Raw genomic sequence first — 16442 nt, forward strand, 5'->3', positions numbered from 1 at the left:
CCTGGCCTTCCCGGGCGGGGCGACCGGGTCGGCGCGCTGCCACATGGCGTACGACCGGCTGGAGATGAGCTGCCGGATCATCGGTTCCCGGGGCGAGGTGCTCGCGCCGAACTTCGTGCTGCCGCACACGGACGACCGGGTCGTGGTGCGCACGGCGGACGGCGAACGCACCGAGCGGCTCGGCACCCGCTCGTCGTACACCTACCAGCTGGAGGCCTTCGCGGACCGGGTGCGCGGGGGCGCCCCGCTGCCGCTGGCCCCGGACGACGCGGTGTCGACGATGACCCTGATCGACACCGCGTACCGAGCGGCCGGATTCGAGCCGAGGCCCCGGTACGTCACGTCCTGAGAGCGGTCGGTGGGGGCCGGGCCTTGACACGGCGTGGGTCCGGCCGCCGCCTCCGGGTGATCCGACAGCAGCTCAGGAAGACCGGAGAGCCGCCCGACCGCTGGGACTGTCAGACCGGTCCGCAGCGGTGGGCCGAGGCGTCCGGCGGGCCTTGGGCAACGCTGATCCGGTGGCCGGGCCGGCTCCTGCGGCCGGCACCGGGCCGGAGTCCCACGGCACCCTCCGGGTGGGCCGGCAACGACGCCCGGAGGCCACCTGTCCCTGGGCGTCCATCCGACCGGCCCGGACCTTGGCCCCGAGCGGACGTCCCGCCGCGCCTCCGTGCGGACCTGCGACACCTCCGGAAGGCCACCCCAACCGCCGGCCCCACTCGGCCGGTCCGCCCTAGCCCCCGGCCCGGTCCGTCGTGAAGTCGGGTTGCAGATCATCGAGTTCGCGACGGATGCCCGACTCCCTGTCCTGCTCGCCGAGTTCTGCGAGGACGTCGGCGAGGCAGGTCAGCGCGGAGGGCAGGGCGCTCGCGCCCAGCGGCTTGCGGGCCTCGGCCACCGCCTCCACGGCGCAGGCGCGGGCCTCGACCGGGGCGCCGGTGGCGCTGTGGCAGCGGGCGAGGTCCACCAGCAGTCGTACCCGCAGGGGCAGCACGATCTCGGGGGCGGCCCAGGCGACGGGGCCCCGCAGTGCCTCCCTGGCCTCGGCACCCACGCCCAGCGCGTCCTCGTGACGGCCCGACGCCCGCAGCCCGCCGACCAGTTCGGCCAGCACCCGCGGCCGCACCAGCTCGACCTGGGACAGCTCCCTGAGCGACATGGCGGCGAGGAGGGCGGCGCACTCCTCGTACACGGCCACGGACTCCTCGGTCCGGCCGACCTCGGCGAGCAGCATCCCGTAGGTGCGCAGCGCACCGGGCAGACTGCCGAGCGCCCGCCCCCGGCGTTCGGGGGCGGACAGCCCGCGGTACGCCTCCACGCACGCGCGTGCCACGGACACGGCCTCCTCGGCGCGGCCGGCTCCCGCGAGGGCCTGTGCCCGCACGTCGCCGGCGAAGGCGGTCAGTGCCGGGGACGGTTGCGCGCCCGGCACGGCGACCGCGTCGTCGACGGCCGCGCACGCCTCCTCGTACCGGCCGGACAGCAGCAACGCGTGGGCGCGCAGAGCCAGGGCGCGGCCGAGCCCGTCCGCGTCGGCCGTCGCGCGGTAGACCGCGACGGCCTCCTCGGCCCACGCGAGCCGCCGCGCGGGCGACGGTGACCGCAGTCCCGCCCAGGAGGGCGTGACGCAGTACGACAGGGCCGCCCCGAGCAGCGGCCCGCCCCTCTCCGGCGCCAGTCGGGCCGCCGCGCGCGGCAACGGCAGGAATATCCGTACGAGTCCCATGACCACCCCCTCGCCGCCCCGCCGAGGACAGCCGCGCCATGGTGGCACACGGGGTCACGCCGATGACGTGATTCACCGCGTACGTAGCGAGCACGGGGGAACTTCGTCGAACTCCCCGCGCACGGCCCGCAGTCGGACGTACAGCGGGAGTCAGCCGTACAGCGCGGGTCGCTCCACCAGTTCCACCGGCACCCGGCCGCCCTCGTTCAGCGACCGTACGCCCGCCTCGCACACCGCGGCCGCCGCGTAGCCGTCCCACACGCCGGGGCCGGTGACCTCGCCGCGGCGGGTGGCGTCGACCCAGGCCTGGACCTCGCGGTCGTAGGCGTCGGCGAAGCGTTCGACGAAGTCCTGGGCGATGGTGCCGCCCCAGCGTCCCGCCATGTTGGTGACCATGGCGTGGCCGTCGCCGATGCGGGCGGTGCCGCGTTCGCAGACCGCCTCGGCCTGGACCTGGTAGCCGAAGCCGCAGTTGACGAAGATCTCCACGTCGGACAGGGCGCCGCCGTCGGTCTCGAAGACGACGAACTGGGGGTCCTGGAGGTCGTCGGGGGCGTTGGCCGACGGGGTCGGGCGCAGCACCGTGACCGCCGTGATCTCGTGTCCGAGCAGCCAGCGGGTCGCGTCGGCCTCGTGGGCCACGGAGTCGCTGATCAGCATGGAGCTGGTGAAGAAGGGCGGGCTGGCGGCGTTGCGGTGCCGGTTGTGCAGCATGAGCGGCCGCCCCAACTGGCCGGTCTCCAGCAGGGACTTGAGCTTCATGTACTCGGCGTCCCAGCGCCGCATGAAGCCCACCTGGGCCCGCCGGTGTCCCAGTCTCCGCTCGGCCTCCACGACCCGCAGCGCGGAGGCCGCGTCGGGGGTGAGCGGCTTCTCGCACAGCACCGGCAGGTCGTGCTCGAAGGCCTGCAGGAGTGCCGCCTCGTGGGCGGGGCCCGGTGAGGCGATCAGGACGGCGTCCACGTCGGCCGCGGCCATCGCGGAGGCCGGGTCGGTGTAGGCGGTGCAGCCGTCGACGCGGGCCGCGATCTGCTTGGCGCGTTCCGCGTCGAGGTCCACGACGGCGCTCACCCGGGCGCCGCTGACGACCTCGTGGAGACGGCGGACGTGGTCGGCGCCCATCTTGCCGGTGCCGATGACGGCGACCCCGAGGGTGGCTCGCTCGGTCATGGTGCTCCCTTCAGGCGCCGCAGGACCTCAGGAACGTGCGGGTGCGCTCCGCGATGGGCAGTGGCTTGTCCGGCTCGCAGGGGTACATGTCCTGCTCGACGATGGCGAACAGCTCCACGCCGAGTTTCTGCGCGGCCACCAGCACCGGCTCCAACTCGGGTACGCCGGAGGGCGGTTCGCACATCACCCCGCGCTGGACGGCCGGGCCGAACGGCACCCCGTCCGCCACGACGTCCGCGAGGATCTCCGGGTCGACCTGCTTGAGGTGCAGATAGCCGATGCGCTCGCCATAGGTCTCGATGAGCTTGACGCTGTCCCCGCCGCAGTAGGCGTAATGCCCCGTGTCCAGGCAGAGGTTGACGAGCTCGGAGTCCGTCGAGTCCAGGAAGTGCTCGACGTGGTCCTCGGTGTCGAGGTGGGTGTCGGCGTGCGGGTGGACGACGATGTCGAGCCCGTACGCCTCCTTCACCTCGTGGCCGAGCCGTTCCATGCCCTTGGTGAGGTGGGCCCACTGCTCGTGGGTCAGCTCGGGCGGCTCCAGGAGCTCGGCGGTCTTGTCGTCACGCCAGAAGGACGGGATGACGACGAGGTGCCGCGCGCCCATCGCCTGGGTGAGCGCGGCGACCTGGCTGACGTGCTCCCAGGTCGACTCCCACACCGAGGGCCCGCGGTGCAGCCCGGTGAAGACCGTCCCCGCCGAGACCTTGAGGTCGCGCCGCGCGATCTCGTCGGTCAGGCGGGCCGGGTCGGTCGGGAGATAGCCGTACGGCCCCAGCTCGATCCAGGAGTAGCCCGCCTCGGCGACCTCGTCCAGGAAGCGTTCCCACGGCACCTGGGCCGGGTCGTCGGGGAACCAGACGCCCCAGGAGTCCGGGGCGGAACCGACGCGGATACGGTCGAGTGAGGCCGCCATCTCAGGACTTCCCCTCGCCGGCGGTGGCCGCGGTGAGGTCTCCCTCTTCGGGGAGGGCTTCGGTGTCGACGCCGCGGACCTGGGACAACTCGTGCTTGAGGGCGGCGAGTTCGGCACCGCCAGCCATGTGGTTGGTGAGTTCTTCCAGGGTGATCTGCTCGCGGGCCGCGGACAGTTCCATGGTGCCCAGGCGCAGCACGCTGAAGTGGTCGCCGACCATGTAGGCGTGGTGCGGGTTGTGGGTGATGAAGATGACGCCCAGGCCGCGGTCGCGGGCGGCGGCGACGTACTTGAGCACCACGCCGGACTGCTTGACGCCGAGAGCGGCGGTGGGCTCGTCCAGGATCAGGACACGGGCGCCGAAGTAGACGGCGCGGGCGATGGCCACGCACTGGCGCTGGCCTCCGGAGAGGGTGCCGATGGGCTGTTCGAGGTCGTCGAGGACGATGCCCATCTCGCGCAGCTCGTGGTCGGCGGTCTGCTTCATCCGCTCGATGTCCAGACGCCGGACGGGCCAGGGGCCCTTGGTCATCTCGGAACCGAGGAAGAAGTTGCGCCACACCGGCATCAGCGGGACCACGGCCAGGTCCTGGTAGACGGTGGCGATGCCCTTGTCGAGCGCTTCACGCGGGGTGCTGAAGCGGACCGGGGTGCCGTCGACGAGGAACTCGCCCTCGGTGTGCTGGTGCAGCCCGGAGATGATCTTGATGAGGGTGGACTTGCCGGCGCCGTTGTCGCCGAGCACGCAGGTGACCTGTCCGGGACGGACCGTCAGGTCCACGCCGTGCAGGGCGCGGATGTTGCCGTAGGACTTGCCCGCGCCGCGCAGCTCCACGATCGCCCCGTCCTCGCCGCCCGCGGCAGTGTCGGGGGTGTCGGGGATGATCGCGCCGTGCGGGCCGGTCTCTTCAGTGGTCATAGCGGATTTACCTCCGGGTCGCGGTGCGGCTGACCCACAGATTGATCATGACGGCGCCCAGCAGCATCACGCCGAGGAAGGCCTTGAACCAGTCCGGGTTCCAGCCGGCGTAGACGATGCCCTGCTGGACCATGCCGAACATGAACGCCCCGAAGACCGGGCCGATCGCGGAGCCGGCGCCGCCGGTCAGCAGACAGCCGCCGATCACCGCCGCGGAGATGTAGATGAGTTCCTGGCCGACGCCCTCGCCGGACTGCACGGTGTTGAAGGAGAACAGGTTGTGCATCCCGACGAACCAGGCAGCGAAGCCGACCAGCATGAACAGGCTGATCTTGGTGAAGTTGACCGGGACGCCCACCGCGCGGGCGGAGTCCTTGTTGCCGCCCACCGCGAAGATCCAGTTGCCGTACTTGGTGCGCAGCAGCACCCAGGTCGCCAGCGCGGCGAAGACGAGCCAGTAGATGATGGTGATCTTGATCTGGACGCCGCCGACTTCGAAGGAGCTCGCGAAGACCTTCTTGGCCTGGTCGAAGCCGTCCATGTTCGAGATGTCGTCGGTGGCCACGTTCCCGGTGACCAGCTTGGTCACCGCCAGGTTCACGCCCTGCAGGATCAGGAACGTGCCCAGGGTGATCAGGAAGCTGGGCAGACCGGTCTTGACGACCAGCCAGCCGTTGAGGAACCCGATCGCCAGCGACACCAGCAGGGCGACGAAGATGCCCGCCCACACGTTCAGCGTCAGCTGGAAGGCGAACATCGACGCGGTCAGCGCCGACGTGATCACCGCGACGCCCGACGACAGGTCGAACTCCCCGCCGATCATCAGCAGCGCCACGGGCAACGCCATGATCCCGATGGTCGAGGACTGGTAGAGGATGTTCGCCATCGAACTGCCCTCGCGCACCGGCGGAGCAGCGATCAGGAAGAACACCCACACCGCCACCGCACCGAGGAACACGCCCACCTCGGGGCGCGCCAGCAGCCTAAGGGCGAGCGGCCGTTCCGAGGTCCGGCCGTCGGTGACCTTGCCGGGGCCGGAGGCCGGCGGTGTGGTCACCGCCGGCTCGGCGTGCTGGGTCATACCCATCACCTGGTGCCCTTCGCGGCGAACGCGGCCACCGCGTCGACGTTGGACTTGTCGACGAAGGCCGGGCCGGTCAGCACCGGCTGCTCGCCACCGCCCATGTAGTTGCCGTTGTTCTTGTAGAGCCACAGCGAGTCGACGGCGAGGTAGCCCTGGAGGTAGGGCTGCTGGTCGACGGCGAACTCGATGGTGCCCTTGCTGATGGCGCCGGTCAGGTCCTTGTTGAGGTCGAACGTGGCGATCTTGGCCTTGCTGCCCGCGTCGGACGCCGACTGCACCGCGGTCAGCGCGAAGGGCGCGCCGAGCGTGACGACGTAGTCGATGGACTTGTCCTGCGTGAGCTTGGCGGTGATCGTCGACTTCACGGACGGCATGTCGGTGCCGTTGACGTTCAGCGTCTGCAGCTTGCCGGTGAAGGTCTTCTTCACACCGTCGCAGCGCTGGGTCAGGCCGATGTTGCCCTGCTCCTGGATGACACAGACGGCGCTCTTGGCGCCGGCCTCGTTCAGCCGCTTGCCGAGCGCCTCGCCGGCCACGGACTCGTCCTGGCCGAAGAACTCCATCAGGCCGAGCTTCTGCCAGTCGCTGACCCCGGAGTTGAGGCCGACGACGGGTATGCCGGCCTTCTTCGCCTTGGCCACGACGTCCTTGAGGGCGTCCGGCTTGGCGAGGGTGATCGCGATGCCGTCGACCTTCTGGTCGATGGCGTTCTGGACCAGGTTGGCCTGGTTGGCCGCGCTCGGGTCGGCCGAGTAGACCAGCTTGACGTTGTCCTTGGCGGCGGCGGCCTGGGCGCCCTTGCGGACGATGTCCCAGAAGGTGTCACCGGGCGACTGGTGGGTCACCAGCGCGATGGTCATCCGGGGGGTGGTGGCCTTGCCCGCGGAGGCGCCGTCCGCGCTCTCCTCGGACTTCTTGCCGCCCGAGCTGCTGGAGCAGCCGGCGAGCGTCAGGGCCGCGGCCGCAGCCAGGGCCACGGCGGGAGCGAATCTCCGCGAACGGGAGAGAGAAGAGCGGTCCATCTTTCCTTGCACCTCACTGTGCGACGGGGAGAACGTCGGGAAAGGGGGGCGGGATCTGTGAAAACGCGCCAACTTGCGTTGGGACGGGATCCAACTCCCCTGGCGCGGCCGCTGTCAATACTTTGTTAAGACATCATTTCACGAACAGGTCCGAATGTAAGTACAAACTATTGACAGCGTCACCCTTCGAGTCCTACACCTGGGATGCAACGGGCCCGGAGGGCCTCGCATCCCCAGTCCGGACCGAGGAGCGTCGCGCATGGTCGAGCCAGTGCAGCAGTTCGACGTGATCAGTATGGGCCGTATCGGAGTTGATCTCCACCCGCACCGACCGGGGGTCCCGCGGGCCCGGAGCGGGTCCTCCGGGAGGTTCCTCGGGGGCTCAGCGGCTGACGTCGCGGTCGTCGCCGCCCGGCTCGGCCGCTCCACCGCGGTCATCAGCCGCACCGGAGCCGATGCCTTCGGCGCGTATCTCCACCAGACCCTCACGGAGTACGGCGTCGACAACCGCTGGGTGGCCCGGGTGGCGGACTCCTCGACGCCGGTCTCCGGGGCCCCCGACCTGGAGATACACACGGACGACCTCGACTACTTCGCCATCCGCGCGGCCGGGATCTTCTGGATCACCGGCACCGGCCTGAGCGAGGAGCCGAGCCGCTCGGCCACGCTCGCCGCGCTCAAGTGCCGCGACAGGTCGGGCACCACGGTCCTCGACCTCGACTGGCGGCCCGCGCTCTGGAACGGCCCGGGCCGGGCAGACCCCGACGAGGCCCGGCCGCACTACGCCGAGGCCCTGCGGCACGCGACCGTCGCGGTCGGCAATCTCGACGAGTGCGAGTTCGCCACCGGGGTCCGCGAACCCCGGGCGTGCGCCGAGGCCCTGCTGGCGGCGGGCGTGAAACTCGCCGTGGTGAAGCAGGGCCCCGAGGGCGTCCTCGCCGTGCACCGGGACGGCACCACGGCCGAGGTCCCGCCGGTCCCGGTCGAGGCGGTCGACGGCCTCGGCGCGGGCGACGCCTTCGGCGGCGCGCTGTGCCACGGGCTGCTCTCCGGCTGGGACCTGGAGCGGACGGTCCGGTACGCCAACGCGGCCGGCGCGCACGTGGCCGCCCGGTTGGCCTGCTCCACGGCGATGCCGACGCAGGCGGACGTCGACGGCCTCCTCGACGAGGTCGCACCGTGACCGGCCGTACGACGACCCCGGCGCCCCGCGGTGCCCCGCCGTCCTGGCGGGCCCTGCCGGCCGCCTCCCACCTCCCCCTCCACACCGCCCCGGAGAAGTCCTGATGAGCGCCACCATCCGTCTGACCGTCGCCCAAGCCCTGGTGCGCTTCCTGTCCGTCCAGTACACGGAACGGGACGGCGTGCGGCACCGGCTGATCGCCGGCACCTGGGGCATCTTCGGCCATGGCAACGTGGCGGGTGTCGGGCAGGCCCTCCTGGAGGCGGGCGAGGACGCGATGCCCTTCCACCAGGGCCGCAACGAGCAGGCGATGGTCCACGCGGCCGTCGGCCACGCCCGCCAGCTCAACCGCCTCTCCGCCCAGGCGGTCACCACGTCGATCGGCCCGGGCGCCACGAACCTGGTCACCGGCGCGGCCCTGGCGACGATCAACCGCCTCCCGGTCCTGCTCCTGCCCGGCGACTACTTCGCCACCCGCGCCGCGGACCCGCTCCTCCAGCAGCTGGAGCACCCCACCGAGGCGGACGTGTCGGTGAACGACACCCTGCGCCCGGTCTCCCGCTACTTCGACCGCGTCCAGCGCCCCGAGGCGCTCATCCCGTCGGCCCTGCAGGCCATGCGCGTCCTGTCGGACCCGGCCGAGACCGGCGCGGTCACCCTCGCCCTCCCCCAGGACGTGCAGGCCGAGGCGTACGACTGGCCGCAGGAGTTCCTCGCCGAGCGGGTGTGGCGGGTACGGCGGCCCGTGCCGGACCCGGTGGAGCTGGCGGAGGCCGTGAACGCGATCCGGTCCTCGCAGCGGCCGCTGATCGTCGCGGGCGGCGGAGTCCACCACAGCGAGGCCGAGGAGGCGCTGAAGGCGCTGGTGGACGCCACCGGCATCCCGGTCGCCTCCACCCAGGCGGGCAAGGGCGCCCTGCGCCACGACCACCCCGCCGACGTGGGCGGCATCGGCCACACCGGCACGGCGGTGGCCGACGACCTCGCGCGCACCGCGGACCTGGTCATCGGCGTGGGCACCCGCTACTCCGACTTCACCACGGCCTCCGGCACCCTCTTCCAGAACCCGGACGTGCGCTTCCTCAACCTCAACATCACCGCATTCGACGCCCACAAGCTGGCCGCGCGGACGGTCGTGTGCGACGCGCGGGCGGGTCTGGAGGCACTGGCGTCGGCGCTGGCGGGCCACCGCGTGGACCCGGCGTACGAGGCCGCCTACGGCACCGGCAAGGAGCGCTGGGACGAGGTGGTGGACCGGGCCTACCGCGCCGCCGACGAGAGCGCCGTACCGACCCAGACCCAGCTGCTCGGCGCGCTGGACGCGGTCGTGGGCGACGAGGACGTGGTGATCAACGCGGCGGGCTCGCTCCCCGGTGACCTGCACAAGCTGTGGCGGGCCCGCGGTCCGCGCCAGTACCACCTGGAGTACGGCTACTCCTGCATGGGGTACGAGATCCCCGCGGCCATCGGCGTCCAGCAGGCGACCCCGGACACCCCGGTGTGGGCGCTGGTCGGCGACGGCACGTATCTGATGATGCCGACGGAGCTGGTCACCGCGGTCCAGGAGGGCCTGCCGATCAACCTGGTCCTCATCCAGAACCACGGCTACGCCTCCATCGGGGGCCTGTCGGAGTCGGTGGGCGGCGAGCGCTTCGGCACGGCCTACCGCTACCGGGCCGCCGACGGCACCTTCAGCGGGGCCCCGCTCCCGGTCGACCTGGCCGCCAACGCGGCGAGCCTCGGCATGGACGTCCTGCGCGCCAAGACCGTCCGGGAGCTGCGCGAGGCGCTGGCCACGGCCCGCGCCTCGGACCGCCCGACCTGCGTCTACGTCGAGACCGACACCGCGACCGCGACCGCTCCCCCGGCGGAGGCCTGGTGGGACGTGCCGGTGGCGGAGACGGCCTCGCGCGAGGCCGCCGTCAGGGCGCGGACGGAGTACGACCGCCAGACGGCCGCCCGCCGCACCCACCTCTGATCACCCGGCCCTTCGAGGGAGGTTCCCCATGGCGAAGCCCGGCGACACGTCACGTGCCTCGACCGCGCCCGCGCTGGACTGCCTGGACTTCGCCCTGGACCGGGGCAGTCCGGTGCCGCTGTACTACCAGCTCGCCCAGCAGCTGGAGGCGGCCATCGAACACGGCGCGCTCGCCCCGGGAAACCTCCTGGGCAACGAGATCGACCTCTCGATCCGCCTCGGCCTGTCCCGCCCGACCGTCCGCCAGGCCATCCAGACCCTGGTGGAGAAGGGCCTGCTGGTCCGCCGGCGCGGGGTGGGCACGCAGGTGGTGCACAGCCAGGTCAAGCGCCCCCTGGAACTCAGCAGCCTCTACGACGACCTGGAGGCGGCCGGGCAGGGGCCGGCCACCCGGGTGGTGCGCAACGAGACCGTGCCGGCCTCCCCCGACGTGGCCGCCGCGCTCTCCCTCCCTGAGGGCAGCCCGGTCACGGTGCTGGAACGCCTGCGCCTGACCCACGGACAACCGGTGGCGCTCCTGTGCAACCACCTGCCCACCGACCTCCTCGACCTCGGCACCGACCGCCTGGAGTCCACCGGCCTGTACCGCATGCTGCGCTCCGCGGGTGTCACCCTGCACAGTGCCCGCCAGACCATCGGTGCCCGCTCCGCCACCGCCGAGGAGGCCGCCCGCCTCGACGAACAGGAGGGCGCGGCGGTCCTGACCATGCAGCGCACGGCGTTCGACGACACGGGCCGCCCGGTGGAGTTCGGCAGCCACATCTACCGGGCGTCGCGGTACGCGTTCGACTTCCAGTTGCTGGTCAGGCCGTGAGGGGGCCGGCCGAGCGGGACAGCGCGAACGCCGTCTCGACCAGGGCCACGTGACTGAAGGCCTGGGGCGTGTTGCCCAGCTGGCGGCCGGTGTCGGGGTCCCACTGCTCCGAGAGGAGCCCGAGGTCGTTGCGGACGGCGAGGACCCGCTCGAAGACCTCATGGGCCTGCCCGGGGTGACCGGTCTCGGCGAGGGCGTGGGCGTACCACAGGGAGCAGGCCAGGAAGGCGCCCTCGGACCCGGGCATCCCGTCCACGGCGTGGACGCCGGCGCCGTTCGTGGCGTAGCGCCGCAGGAACCCGCCGTAACCCAGCCCCCGCATGGCGCGGACGGTGCCGCGGACCCGCTCGTCGTCGTCGGGCAGGAAGCCGAGCCGGGGTATGAGCAGGGCCGAGGCGTCCAGGGTGGAGGAGCCGTAGGACTGGACGAAGGAGTGCCGGGACCCGTCCCAGCCCTCCCGGCAGACCTCCCGGTGCACCTCGTCCCGCATCGTCCGCCACTGGGCCGAGGACCCGTTGCGTCCCAGCAGTTCGCCCATCCGCACGGCGCGGTCGGCGGCCACCCACGCCATCACCTTGGAGTGCACGAACTGCCGGCGTGGTCCGCGCACCTGCCACAGCCCCTGGTCGGGCTCGCGCCAGTGCCGGCACAGGAAGCTCATCAACGCCTCGACGAGCGCCCAGACATGACCCGGCATGGGAATGCCCGCCCGCAGCGACAGCCAGAGGGTGTCCAGTACCTCGCCGTACACGTCGAGCTGGAACTGACCCGTCGCCGAGCTCCCGAACCGCACCGGCCGGGACCCCTCGTAGCCGGCCAGCCAGGGTGCCTCGGTCTCCGGCAGCAGGCGCTGCCCGCGGACGCCGTACACCGTCTGGAGGTCCGCCGGGTCCCCGGCGACGGCCCGCACGAGCCAGTCCAGCCAGGCCGCGGCCTCGTCCCGGTAGCCGCTGCGCAACAGGCAGGACAGCGTGAGCGTGGAGTCCCGCAGCCAGCAGAACCGGTGGTCCCAGTTGCGCTCGCCGCCGATCAGGCCGGGCAGTGAGGTGGTGGCCGCGGCGACGACACCTCCGGTGGGCGCGTAGGTGAGCGCCTTGAGCGTGATCAGGGACCGTACGACGGCCTCCCGCCACGGCCCCTCGTAACGGCACTGGGCGGCCCAGCCCCGCCAGTCGTCGACGGCGGCCTTGAGGACCGTCTCGACGGGTACGGCCAGGGGGGCCGGCGGGTCCGGCAGGTGCGAGGGCGCCCACACCAGGGTGAGCGACAGCCGGTGACCGGCCGGGACGGTGACCTCCCAGTCGACCGTGTTCGTCCCCCGGGACACCCGCACCGGGCCGTCCGCGCCGAGCCAGAGGGCGTCCGGCCCGGCGACCGCGACGGTGCAGGCGCCGGTGTCCCTGACCCACGGGACGACCCGGCCCTGGTGGAACCTGGGCCGCAGTTCGCTGCGCAGGGTCACGGCACCCGAGATCCCCTCGATCACGCGCACCAGGCTGGGCAGCTGGGTCCGGGGCGGCATGAAGTCGGTGACCCGCACCTCGCCCGCCGGCGTCTCCCACCAGGAGTCCAGCACCAACGTGCCGGGCCGGTAGGCCCGCCGGGTGCAGCGTCCGCCGGTGACGGGGGCCAGCCGCCAGAAGCCGTTGTCCGCGGTGCCCAGGAGCGCGGCGAGACAGGCCGGGGAGTCGAAGCGGGGCAGGCACAGCCAGTCGACGGAGCCGTCCCTGCCGACCATGGCGGCGGTCTCCAGGTCGCCGAGGAGCGCGTAGTCCTCGATGCGGGCGTTCATGACCGGAGAGGCATCCTCTCGCTCCCCTCGTTCCGTTCGGCCCGCCGCAGCAGCGGTTCCCACCAGGAGCGGTGGCTCCGGTACCAGGCGACGGTCTCGGTGAGGCCGGTGACCAGGTCCCGGCGCGGAGCGAAGCCGAGTTCGTCACGGATCTTGCTGAAGTCGACCGAGCAGCGCCGGTCGTGGACCTCGTGGTCGGCCCCGAACCCGACCATGCCCCAGTCGGCGTCGCAGGTGCGCAGCAGCACGCGGGTCAGCTCCCGGACGGACCGTTCGCTGCCCGCACCGATGTTGTAGACCTCGCCGGGGCGGCCGAGGGTCCGGACGAGTTCGATGCCGCGGACATGGTCGTCGACGTGGAGCCAGTCACGGACGTCGTGCCCGCCGCCGCGCAGGACGACCGGTCTGCCTTCCAGCAGCAGGCTGATGAACAGCGGGACGACCCGCTCGGGGAGCTGCCGGGGGCCGTAGGTGGTCGAGCCCCGGGCGACGCGGACGTCGAGGCCGTGGGTGCGGTGCCAGGCCAGCGCGATCAGGTCGGAGGCGGCTTTGGTGGCGGCCCGGGGCGAGTTGGGCCGCAGCGGGTCGGTCTCGGGCCAGGATCCCGCCCGGATCGAGCCGTACACCTCGTCGGAGGAGATGTGGACGAACCTCTTCGGCCCTTGCCGCAGAGCGGCGTCGACCAGGATCTCGGTGCCGAGCACATTGGTGCGTACGAGGTCCTCGGCTTCCCGGCCGGACCACGCGGCCCGGCGCTCCGCGGCGAAGTGCACGACCTGGTCGTGGGCCGCGAGCAGTCCGTCGACGAGGTCCCGGTCGCAGATGTCGCCCGGGACGAAGGCGAAGCGGTCCGAGCGGGGGATGTCGTCGAGGCCGGCCGGGCCGGCGGCGGAGCCGGACCTGTCGAGGACGGTCACCGCGATGTCCGGGGGGCCGTCCGGACCGAACAGCATGCGGACGTAGTGCGAGCCGAGGAACCCGGCTCCGCCGGTGACGAGGACGCGGGTGGTCGTCATGACGGAATCCGCGCCGTGGCGTCGTCCCGGGGCGCCGGACGGGGACCGGCAGGGGTGAGAGTGCGCATGGTTGTCCCGCCTTGTCGCTGTCAGCCGAGCCTGGGGCGGCCCGGGGCGTACAGACGCCAGCCCGCCGCGCGCCAGGCCTTCGGGTCGAGGGTGTGGCGGGCGTCGACGATCACCGGGGTGCGCACGACGCGGGCCAGGGCCGCCGGGTCGAGCTCCCGGTACTGGGGCCACTCGGTGAGGTGCAGCACCACGTCGGCCCGGTCGCATGTCTTGGTCACGTCCGGCGCGAACTGCAGGGCCGGGTGGGCGGCGCGGGCGTTGTCGGCCGCCTCGGGGTCGTGGACGCGTACCTGGGCGCCCCGGACGCGTACGGCTTCGGCGACGGCGAGTGCGGGCGAGTCCCGGACGTCGTCGCTGCCGGGTTTGAAGGACGCCCCGAGGACGGCGACCCGACGGCCCGCGAACGATCCGCCGACCAGCCGCTCGGCGAGCTCGGCCGTCCGGCGCCGCTGCCGTGTGTTGATCTCGTCGATCTGGCGGAGGAAGGCCACCGACTCGCCGAGCCCCAGTTCCTCGGCGCGGGCGGCGAAGGCCCTGATGTCCTTGGGCAGACAGCTGCCGCCGAACCCGAGGCCGGGGTTCAGGGAGCCCGGGCCGATGCGGGGGTCGGCGCCCATGGCCTCGGCCAGGGTCAGGACGTCGGCGCCGGTGGCGTCGCAGATCTCCGCCATGGCGTTGATGAAGGAGACCTTGGTGGCGAGGAAGGAGTTCGAGGCGAGTTTGACCAGTTCGGCGGTGGTGGGGTCGGTGACGATGAAGGGTGTGCCGACCGCTGTCAGGGGCGCGTAGACCTCCCGCAGCCGTGCTTCGGCGCGTGCCGTGGGGACGCCCGCCACGATGCGTTCCGGGCGCGTCGTGTCCTGGACCGCGCGGCCCTCGCGCAGGAACTCCGGGTTCCAGGCGACGTCGGCGGCGGAGCCGAGCCGGTCGGCCAGCCGCTGTGCCGTACCGACCGGCACGGTGGACTTGCCGACCAGGACCGTGCCGTCCGCGCCGGCCGGCAGGTGGGCGGCCAGCCCGGTGACGGCGGCTTCGACATGGCGCAGGTCGGCCGCGTCGGAGCCGGGCCGTGGTGGGGTGCCGACGCAGACGAAGTGCGTGGTGGCGAACCGGGCGGCCTCCGCCGTCGAGGTGGTGAAGCGCAACCGGCCGGCGTCCACGGTGCGTTTGATCATCCCGGCGAGACCGGGTTCGTAGAACGGCGTACGGCCGGCGGTGAGCGCGGCGATCCGGGCCGGGTCGATGTCCACGCCGAGGACCTGGTGACCGATGTCCGCCATGCAGGCGGCGTGGACGGCTCCCACGTATCCGGTGCCGATGACGGTGAGGCGCATGTCGATCTCCCAGGGCGGGTGGCGCGAGTGGGGGGCGGCCCGGGTCACGGACCGGGGGCCGGGCCGGGTGGGGGCAGACCCAGCAGCTCGCGGTAGCAGGCGTCGAGGGCGGCGCACATGGCCTGCGGGCCGAAGCCACCGCGGACCCGGCGCTGCCCCTGGCGCCCCATCTCGGCGGCCTGCCGCGGGTGGTCGAGCAGCCAGCGGACGGCCCGGGCGGCGCGATCCGGGTCGGCGGGCGGGACGAGCAGTCCCGTGGCGCCGTGCTCCACCAGGTCGGGTACGCCGTTCACGGCGGTGGCGACGACCGGCCGGGCGGTGGCCAGGGCCTCGGTCAGTGCCCGGCCCAGTCCCTCGTACAGGGAGGTGATCACGAAGACGTCGAGTCCTGACACCAGCCAGGAGGCGTCCGTCCGGTGCCCGGTGAGGATCAACTCGACGCCCAGTTCCGCGGCGAGCCGCCGGACGTCCCCCTCCAGCGGCCCGTCGCCGATCATCACGAAGGCGGTGTCGGGGCACTCGGCCCGCAGCGCGGCGGCCATGCGGACGAAGTCCAGGGGTGCCTTCTGCCTGTCGAGCCGCCCGACGGTGCCGATGAGGGCCGTGCCGCGCGGTGTTCCGAGCACGCGGCGGGCGAGGGGATCGAAGCGTTCGGGGATGTGCGTCAGCTCGACCGCCGACGGTACGACCTCGACGTGCCCCGGTGGGGCGAGGCGCTCCTCGACGGCCTGTTCGGCCACGCGGGGCGCGACGGCGAGGAAGCGGTGGGTGAAGCGGCGTGTGACGCGTTCGAGGCGGCGGTAGAGCAGCCGCCGGGCGCGGGACTGGTACGGGTGGAAGCTCACGCCGTGGAAGGTGTGCACGACCACCGGAGTGCGGCTCAGCCGGGCGGCGAGGCGGCCGAGGAAGCCGCCCTTGGCGGAGTGGGTGTGCACGATGGTGAACCGCTCGCCCCTGATCAGGCGCGTCAGCCGCCACAGCACCACCAGGTCCAGGGGTGTGAGGGTGTGCCGGAATCCCGGTATCTCCACCGTGCGCACCCCGGCCGCCCGGGCCCTCTCCCAGAGGTCACCGCCGGGGACTCCGGCGATCCAGACCTCGTACCGGGCGGGGTCCATGCCGAGGGCCGACAGCAGGGTGTTGCCGCCGGCCCCGGCCTGGAGACGGGTGATGACATGGAGGACCTTGACGCGGGAGAGCGCCGGCAGGGGCGGCAGCTCCGCCACCGGCGCCACCGGCGGGGGCGTCGTCGACCAGTCGAATCCGCTGGCCGGCCGCCCCGCACCGGGGACCAGCGTCCCGTGCCGCATCATCCGTCACCCCCGGACTAGATACCGTATATTTACGACGTATACGTACATCTTACCGATCGGGCGAACCTGGTCAATCGGGACAAAAATGCGAGGGGGTGCGTGCTCCGGA

General features: G+C 72.5%; 14 protein-coding genes. 4 read left to right on the top strand and 10 right to left on the bottom strand.

Features of this window, described 5'->3' with window-relative positions:
• The coding region (locus AQI94_RS14855) for a Gfo/Idh/MocA family oxidoreductase (protein ID WP_404817916.1) at window positions 1-349 on the top strand (349 nt) is incomplete at its 5' end.
• A gap of 384 nt (window positions 350-733) precedes the next feature.
• On the opposite strand, the gene AQI94_RS14860 is transcribed toward AQI94_RS14855, so the two are convergent.
• The 6 genes from AQI94_RS14860 to AQI94_RS14885 form a co-directional block, all read right to left on the bottom strand.
• Window positions 734-1726, bottom strand: coding sequence for a hypothetical protein (locus AQI94_RS14860; RefSeq protein WP_062229758.1), 993 nt, complete (start codon window positions 1724-1726; stop codon window positions 734-736).
• A gap of 150 nt (window positions 1727-1876) precedes the next feature.
• Window positions 1877-2896 carry a Gfo/Idh/MocA family protein gene (locus AQI94_RS14865; RefSeq protein ID WP_031047307.1) on the bottom strand — a complete coding sequence of 340 codons (1020 nt, stop codon included), beginning with the start codon at window positions 2894-2896 and terminating at the stop codon, window positions 1877-1879.
• Window positions 2897-2906: 10 nt separating this feature from the next.
• Window positions 2907-3809, bottom strand: coding sequence for a sugar phosphate isomerase/epimerase family protein (locus tag AQI94_RS14870; protein WP_031047309.1), 903 nt, complete (start codon window positions 3807-3809; stop codon window positions 2907-2909).
• A 1-nt stretch (window position 3810) separates the two neighbouring features.
• Window positions 3811-4728: an ATP-binding cassette domain-containing protein gene (locus AQI94_RS14875; RefSeq protein WP_031047312.1), complete on the bottom strand. Its 918-nt coding sequence runs from the start codon at window positions 4726-4728 to the stop codon at window positions 3811-3813.
• A 7-nt stretch (window positions 4729-4735) separates the two neighbouring features.
• Window positions 4736-5815 carry an ABC transporter permease gene (locus AQI94_RS14880; RefSeq protein ID WP_031047315.1) on the bottom strand — a complete coding sequence of 360 codons (1080 nt, stop codon included), beginning with the start codon at window positions 5813-5815 and terminating at the stop codon, window positions 4736-4738.
• Window positions 5815-6834 carry a sugar ABC transporter substrate-binding protein gene (locus tag AQI94_RS14885; RefSeq protein ID WP_037942708.1) on the bottom strand — a complete coding sequence of 340 codons (1020 nt, stop codon included), beginning with the start codon at window positions 6832-6834 and terminating at the stop codon, window positions 5815-5817. Before AQI94_RS14885 ends, AQI94_RS14880 begins: the two co-directional genes overlap by 1 nt.
• A gap of 259 nt (window positions 6835-7093) precedes the next feature.
• Between AQI94_RS14885 and AQI94_RS14890 the strand changes: the two genes are divergently transcribed.
• The 3 genes from AQI94_RS14890 to AQI94_RS14900 all read left to right on the top strand — a co-directional run bounded on the left by AQI94_RS14890 (window position 7094) and on the right by AQI94_RS14900 (window position 10809).
• Window positions 7094-8017: a PfkB family carbohydrate kinase gene (locus AQI94_RS14890; protein ID WP_031047322.1), complete on the top strand. Its 924-nt coding sequence runs from the start codon at window positions 7094-7096 to the stop codon at window positions 8015-8017.
• A 103-nt stretch (window positions 8018-8120) separates the two neighbouring features.
• Window positions 8121-9995: a 3D-(3,5/4)-trihydroxycyclohexane-1,2-dione acylhydrolase (decyclizing) gene (gene iolD, locus AQI94_RS14895; protein ID WP_031047326.1), complete on the top strand. Its 1875-nt coding sequence runs from the start codon at window positions 8121-8123 to the stop codon at window positions 9993-9995.
• A gap of 28 nt (window positions 9996-10023) precedes the next feature.
• Window positions 10024-10809 carry a GntR family transcriptional regulator gene (locus AQI94_RS14900; RefSeq protein WP_031047329.1) on the top strand — a complete coding sequence of 262 codons (786 nt, stop codon included), beginning with the start codon at window positions 10024-10026 and terminating at the stop codon, window positions 10807-10809.
• Here the strand turns inward: AQI94_RS14900 and AQI94_RS14905 are convergent.
• From AQI94_RS14905 to AQI94_RS14920, 4 genes are all read right to left on the bottom strand, one after another.
• The gene (locus tag AQI94_RS14905) at window positions 10799-12601 is read right to left on the bottom strand and encodes a glycoside hydrolase family 15 protein (protein ID WP_031047332.1); all 1803 of its coding nucleotides are present in this window, start codon (window positions 12599-12601) and stop codon (window positions 10799-10801) included. The genes AQI94_RS14900 and AQI94_RS14905 overlap by 11 nt on opposite strands.
• Complete coding sequence (locus tag AQI94_RS14910; RefSeq protein ID WP_031047335.1) at window positions 12598-13617, bottom strand: dTDP-glucose 4,6-dehydratase; 1020 nt, start codon at window positions 13615-13617, stop codon at window positions 12598-12600. The genes AQI94_RS14905 and AQI94_RS14910 overlap by 4 nt, the downstream gene beginning before the upstream one ends.
• A gap of 89 nt (window positions 13618-13706) precedes the next feature.
• Window positions 13707-15020, bottom strand: a complete 1314-nt coding sequence (locus tag AQI94_RS14915; RefSeq protein ID WP_031047338.1) for a UDP-glucose dehydrogenase family protein — start codon at window positions 15018-15020, stop codon at window positions 13707-13709.
• Window positions 15021-15064: 44 nt separating this feature from the next.
• On the bottom strand, window positions 15065-16330 hold the full coding sequence (locus AQI94_RS14920) for a glycosyltransferase (RefSeq protein ID WP_051832288.1): 1266 nt from the start codon (window positions 16328-16330) through the stop codon (window positions 15065-15067).
• Window positions 16331-16442: the final 112 nt, after the last annotated feature.

The sequence above is a fragment of the Streptomyces pseudovenezuelae genome (assembly GCF_001513955.1).
Classification (GTDB): Bacteria; Actinomycetota; Actinomycetes; order Streptomycetales; family Streptomycetaceae; genus Streptomyces; species Streptomyces pseudovenezuelae.

Excerpts from the sequence above, each read along its gene's own strand:
- AQI94_RS14880 (WP_031047315.1), bottom strand. The coding sequence starts at position 5,815 with ATGGGTATGACCCAGCACGCCGAGCCGGCGGTGACCACACCGCCGGCC.
- AQI94_RS14885 (WP_037942708.1), bottom strand. The coding sequence starts at position 6,834 with ATGGACCGCTCTTCTCTCTCCCGTTCGCGGAGATTCGCTCCCGCCGTG.
- AQI94_RS14910 (WP_031047335.1), bottom strand. The coding sequence starts at position 13,617 with ATGACGACCACCCGCGTCCTCGTCACCGGCGGAGCCGGGTTCCTCGGC.
- AQI94_RS14865 (WP_031047307.1), bottom strand. The coding sequence starts at position 2,896 with ATGACCGAGCGAGCCACCCTCGGGGTCGCCGTCATCGGCACCGGCAAG.
- AQI94_RS14860 (WP_062229758.1), bottom strand. The coding sequence starts at position 1,726 with ATGGGACTCGTACGGATATTCCTGCCGTTGCCGCGCGCGGCGGCCCGA.
- AQI94_RS14900 (WP_031047329.1), top strand. The coding sequence starts at position 10,024 with ATGGCGAAGCCCGGCGACACGTCACGTGCCTCGACCGCGCCCGCGCTG.
- AQI94_RS14905 (WP_031047332.1), bottom strand. The coding sequence starts at position 12,601 with ATGAACGCCCGCATCGAGGACTACGCGCTCCTCGGCGACCTGGAGACC.
- AQI94_RS14890 (WP_031047322.1), top strand. The coding sequence starts at position 7,094 with ATGGTCGAGCCAGTGCAGCAGTTCGACGTGATCAGTATGGGCCGTATC.
- AQI94_RS14915 (WP_031047338.1), bottom strand. The coding sequence starts at position 15,020 with ATGCGCCTCACCGTCATCGGCACCGGATACGTGGGAGCCGTCCACGCC.
- AQI94_RS14875 (WP_031047312.1), bottom strand. The coding sequence starts at position 4,728 with ATGACCACTGAAGAGACCGGCCCGCACGGCGCGATCATCCCCGACACC.
- iolD (WP_031047326.1), top strand. The coding sequence starts at position 8,121 with ATGAGCGCCACCATCCGTCTGACCGTCGCCCAAGCCCTGGTGCGCTTC.
- AQI94_RS14870 (WP_031047309.1), bottom strand. The coding sequence starts at position 3,809 with ATGGCGGCCTCACTCGACCGTATCCGCGTCGGTTCCGCCCCGGACTCC.
- AQI94_RS14920 (WP_051832288.1), bottom strand. The coding sequence starts at position 16,330 with ATGCGGCACGGGACGCTGGTCCCCGGTGCGGGGCGGCCGGCCAGCGGA.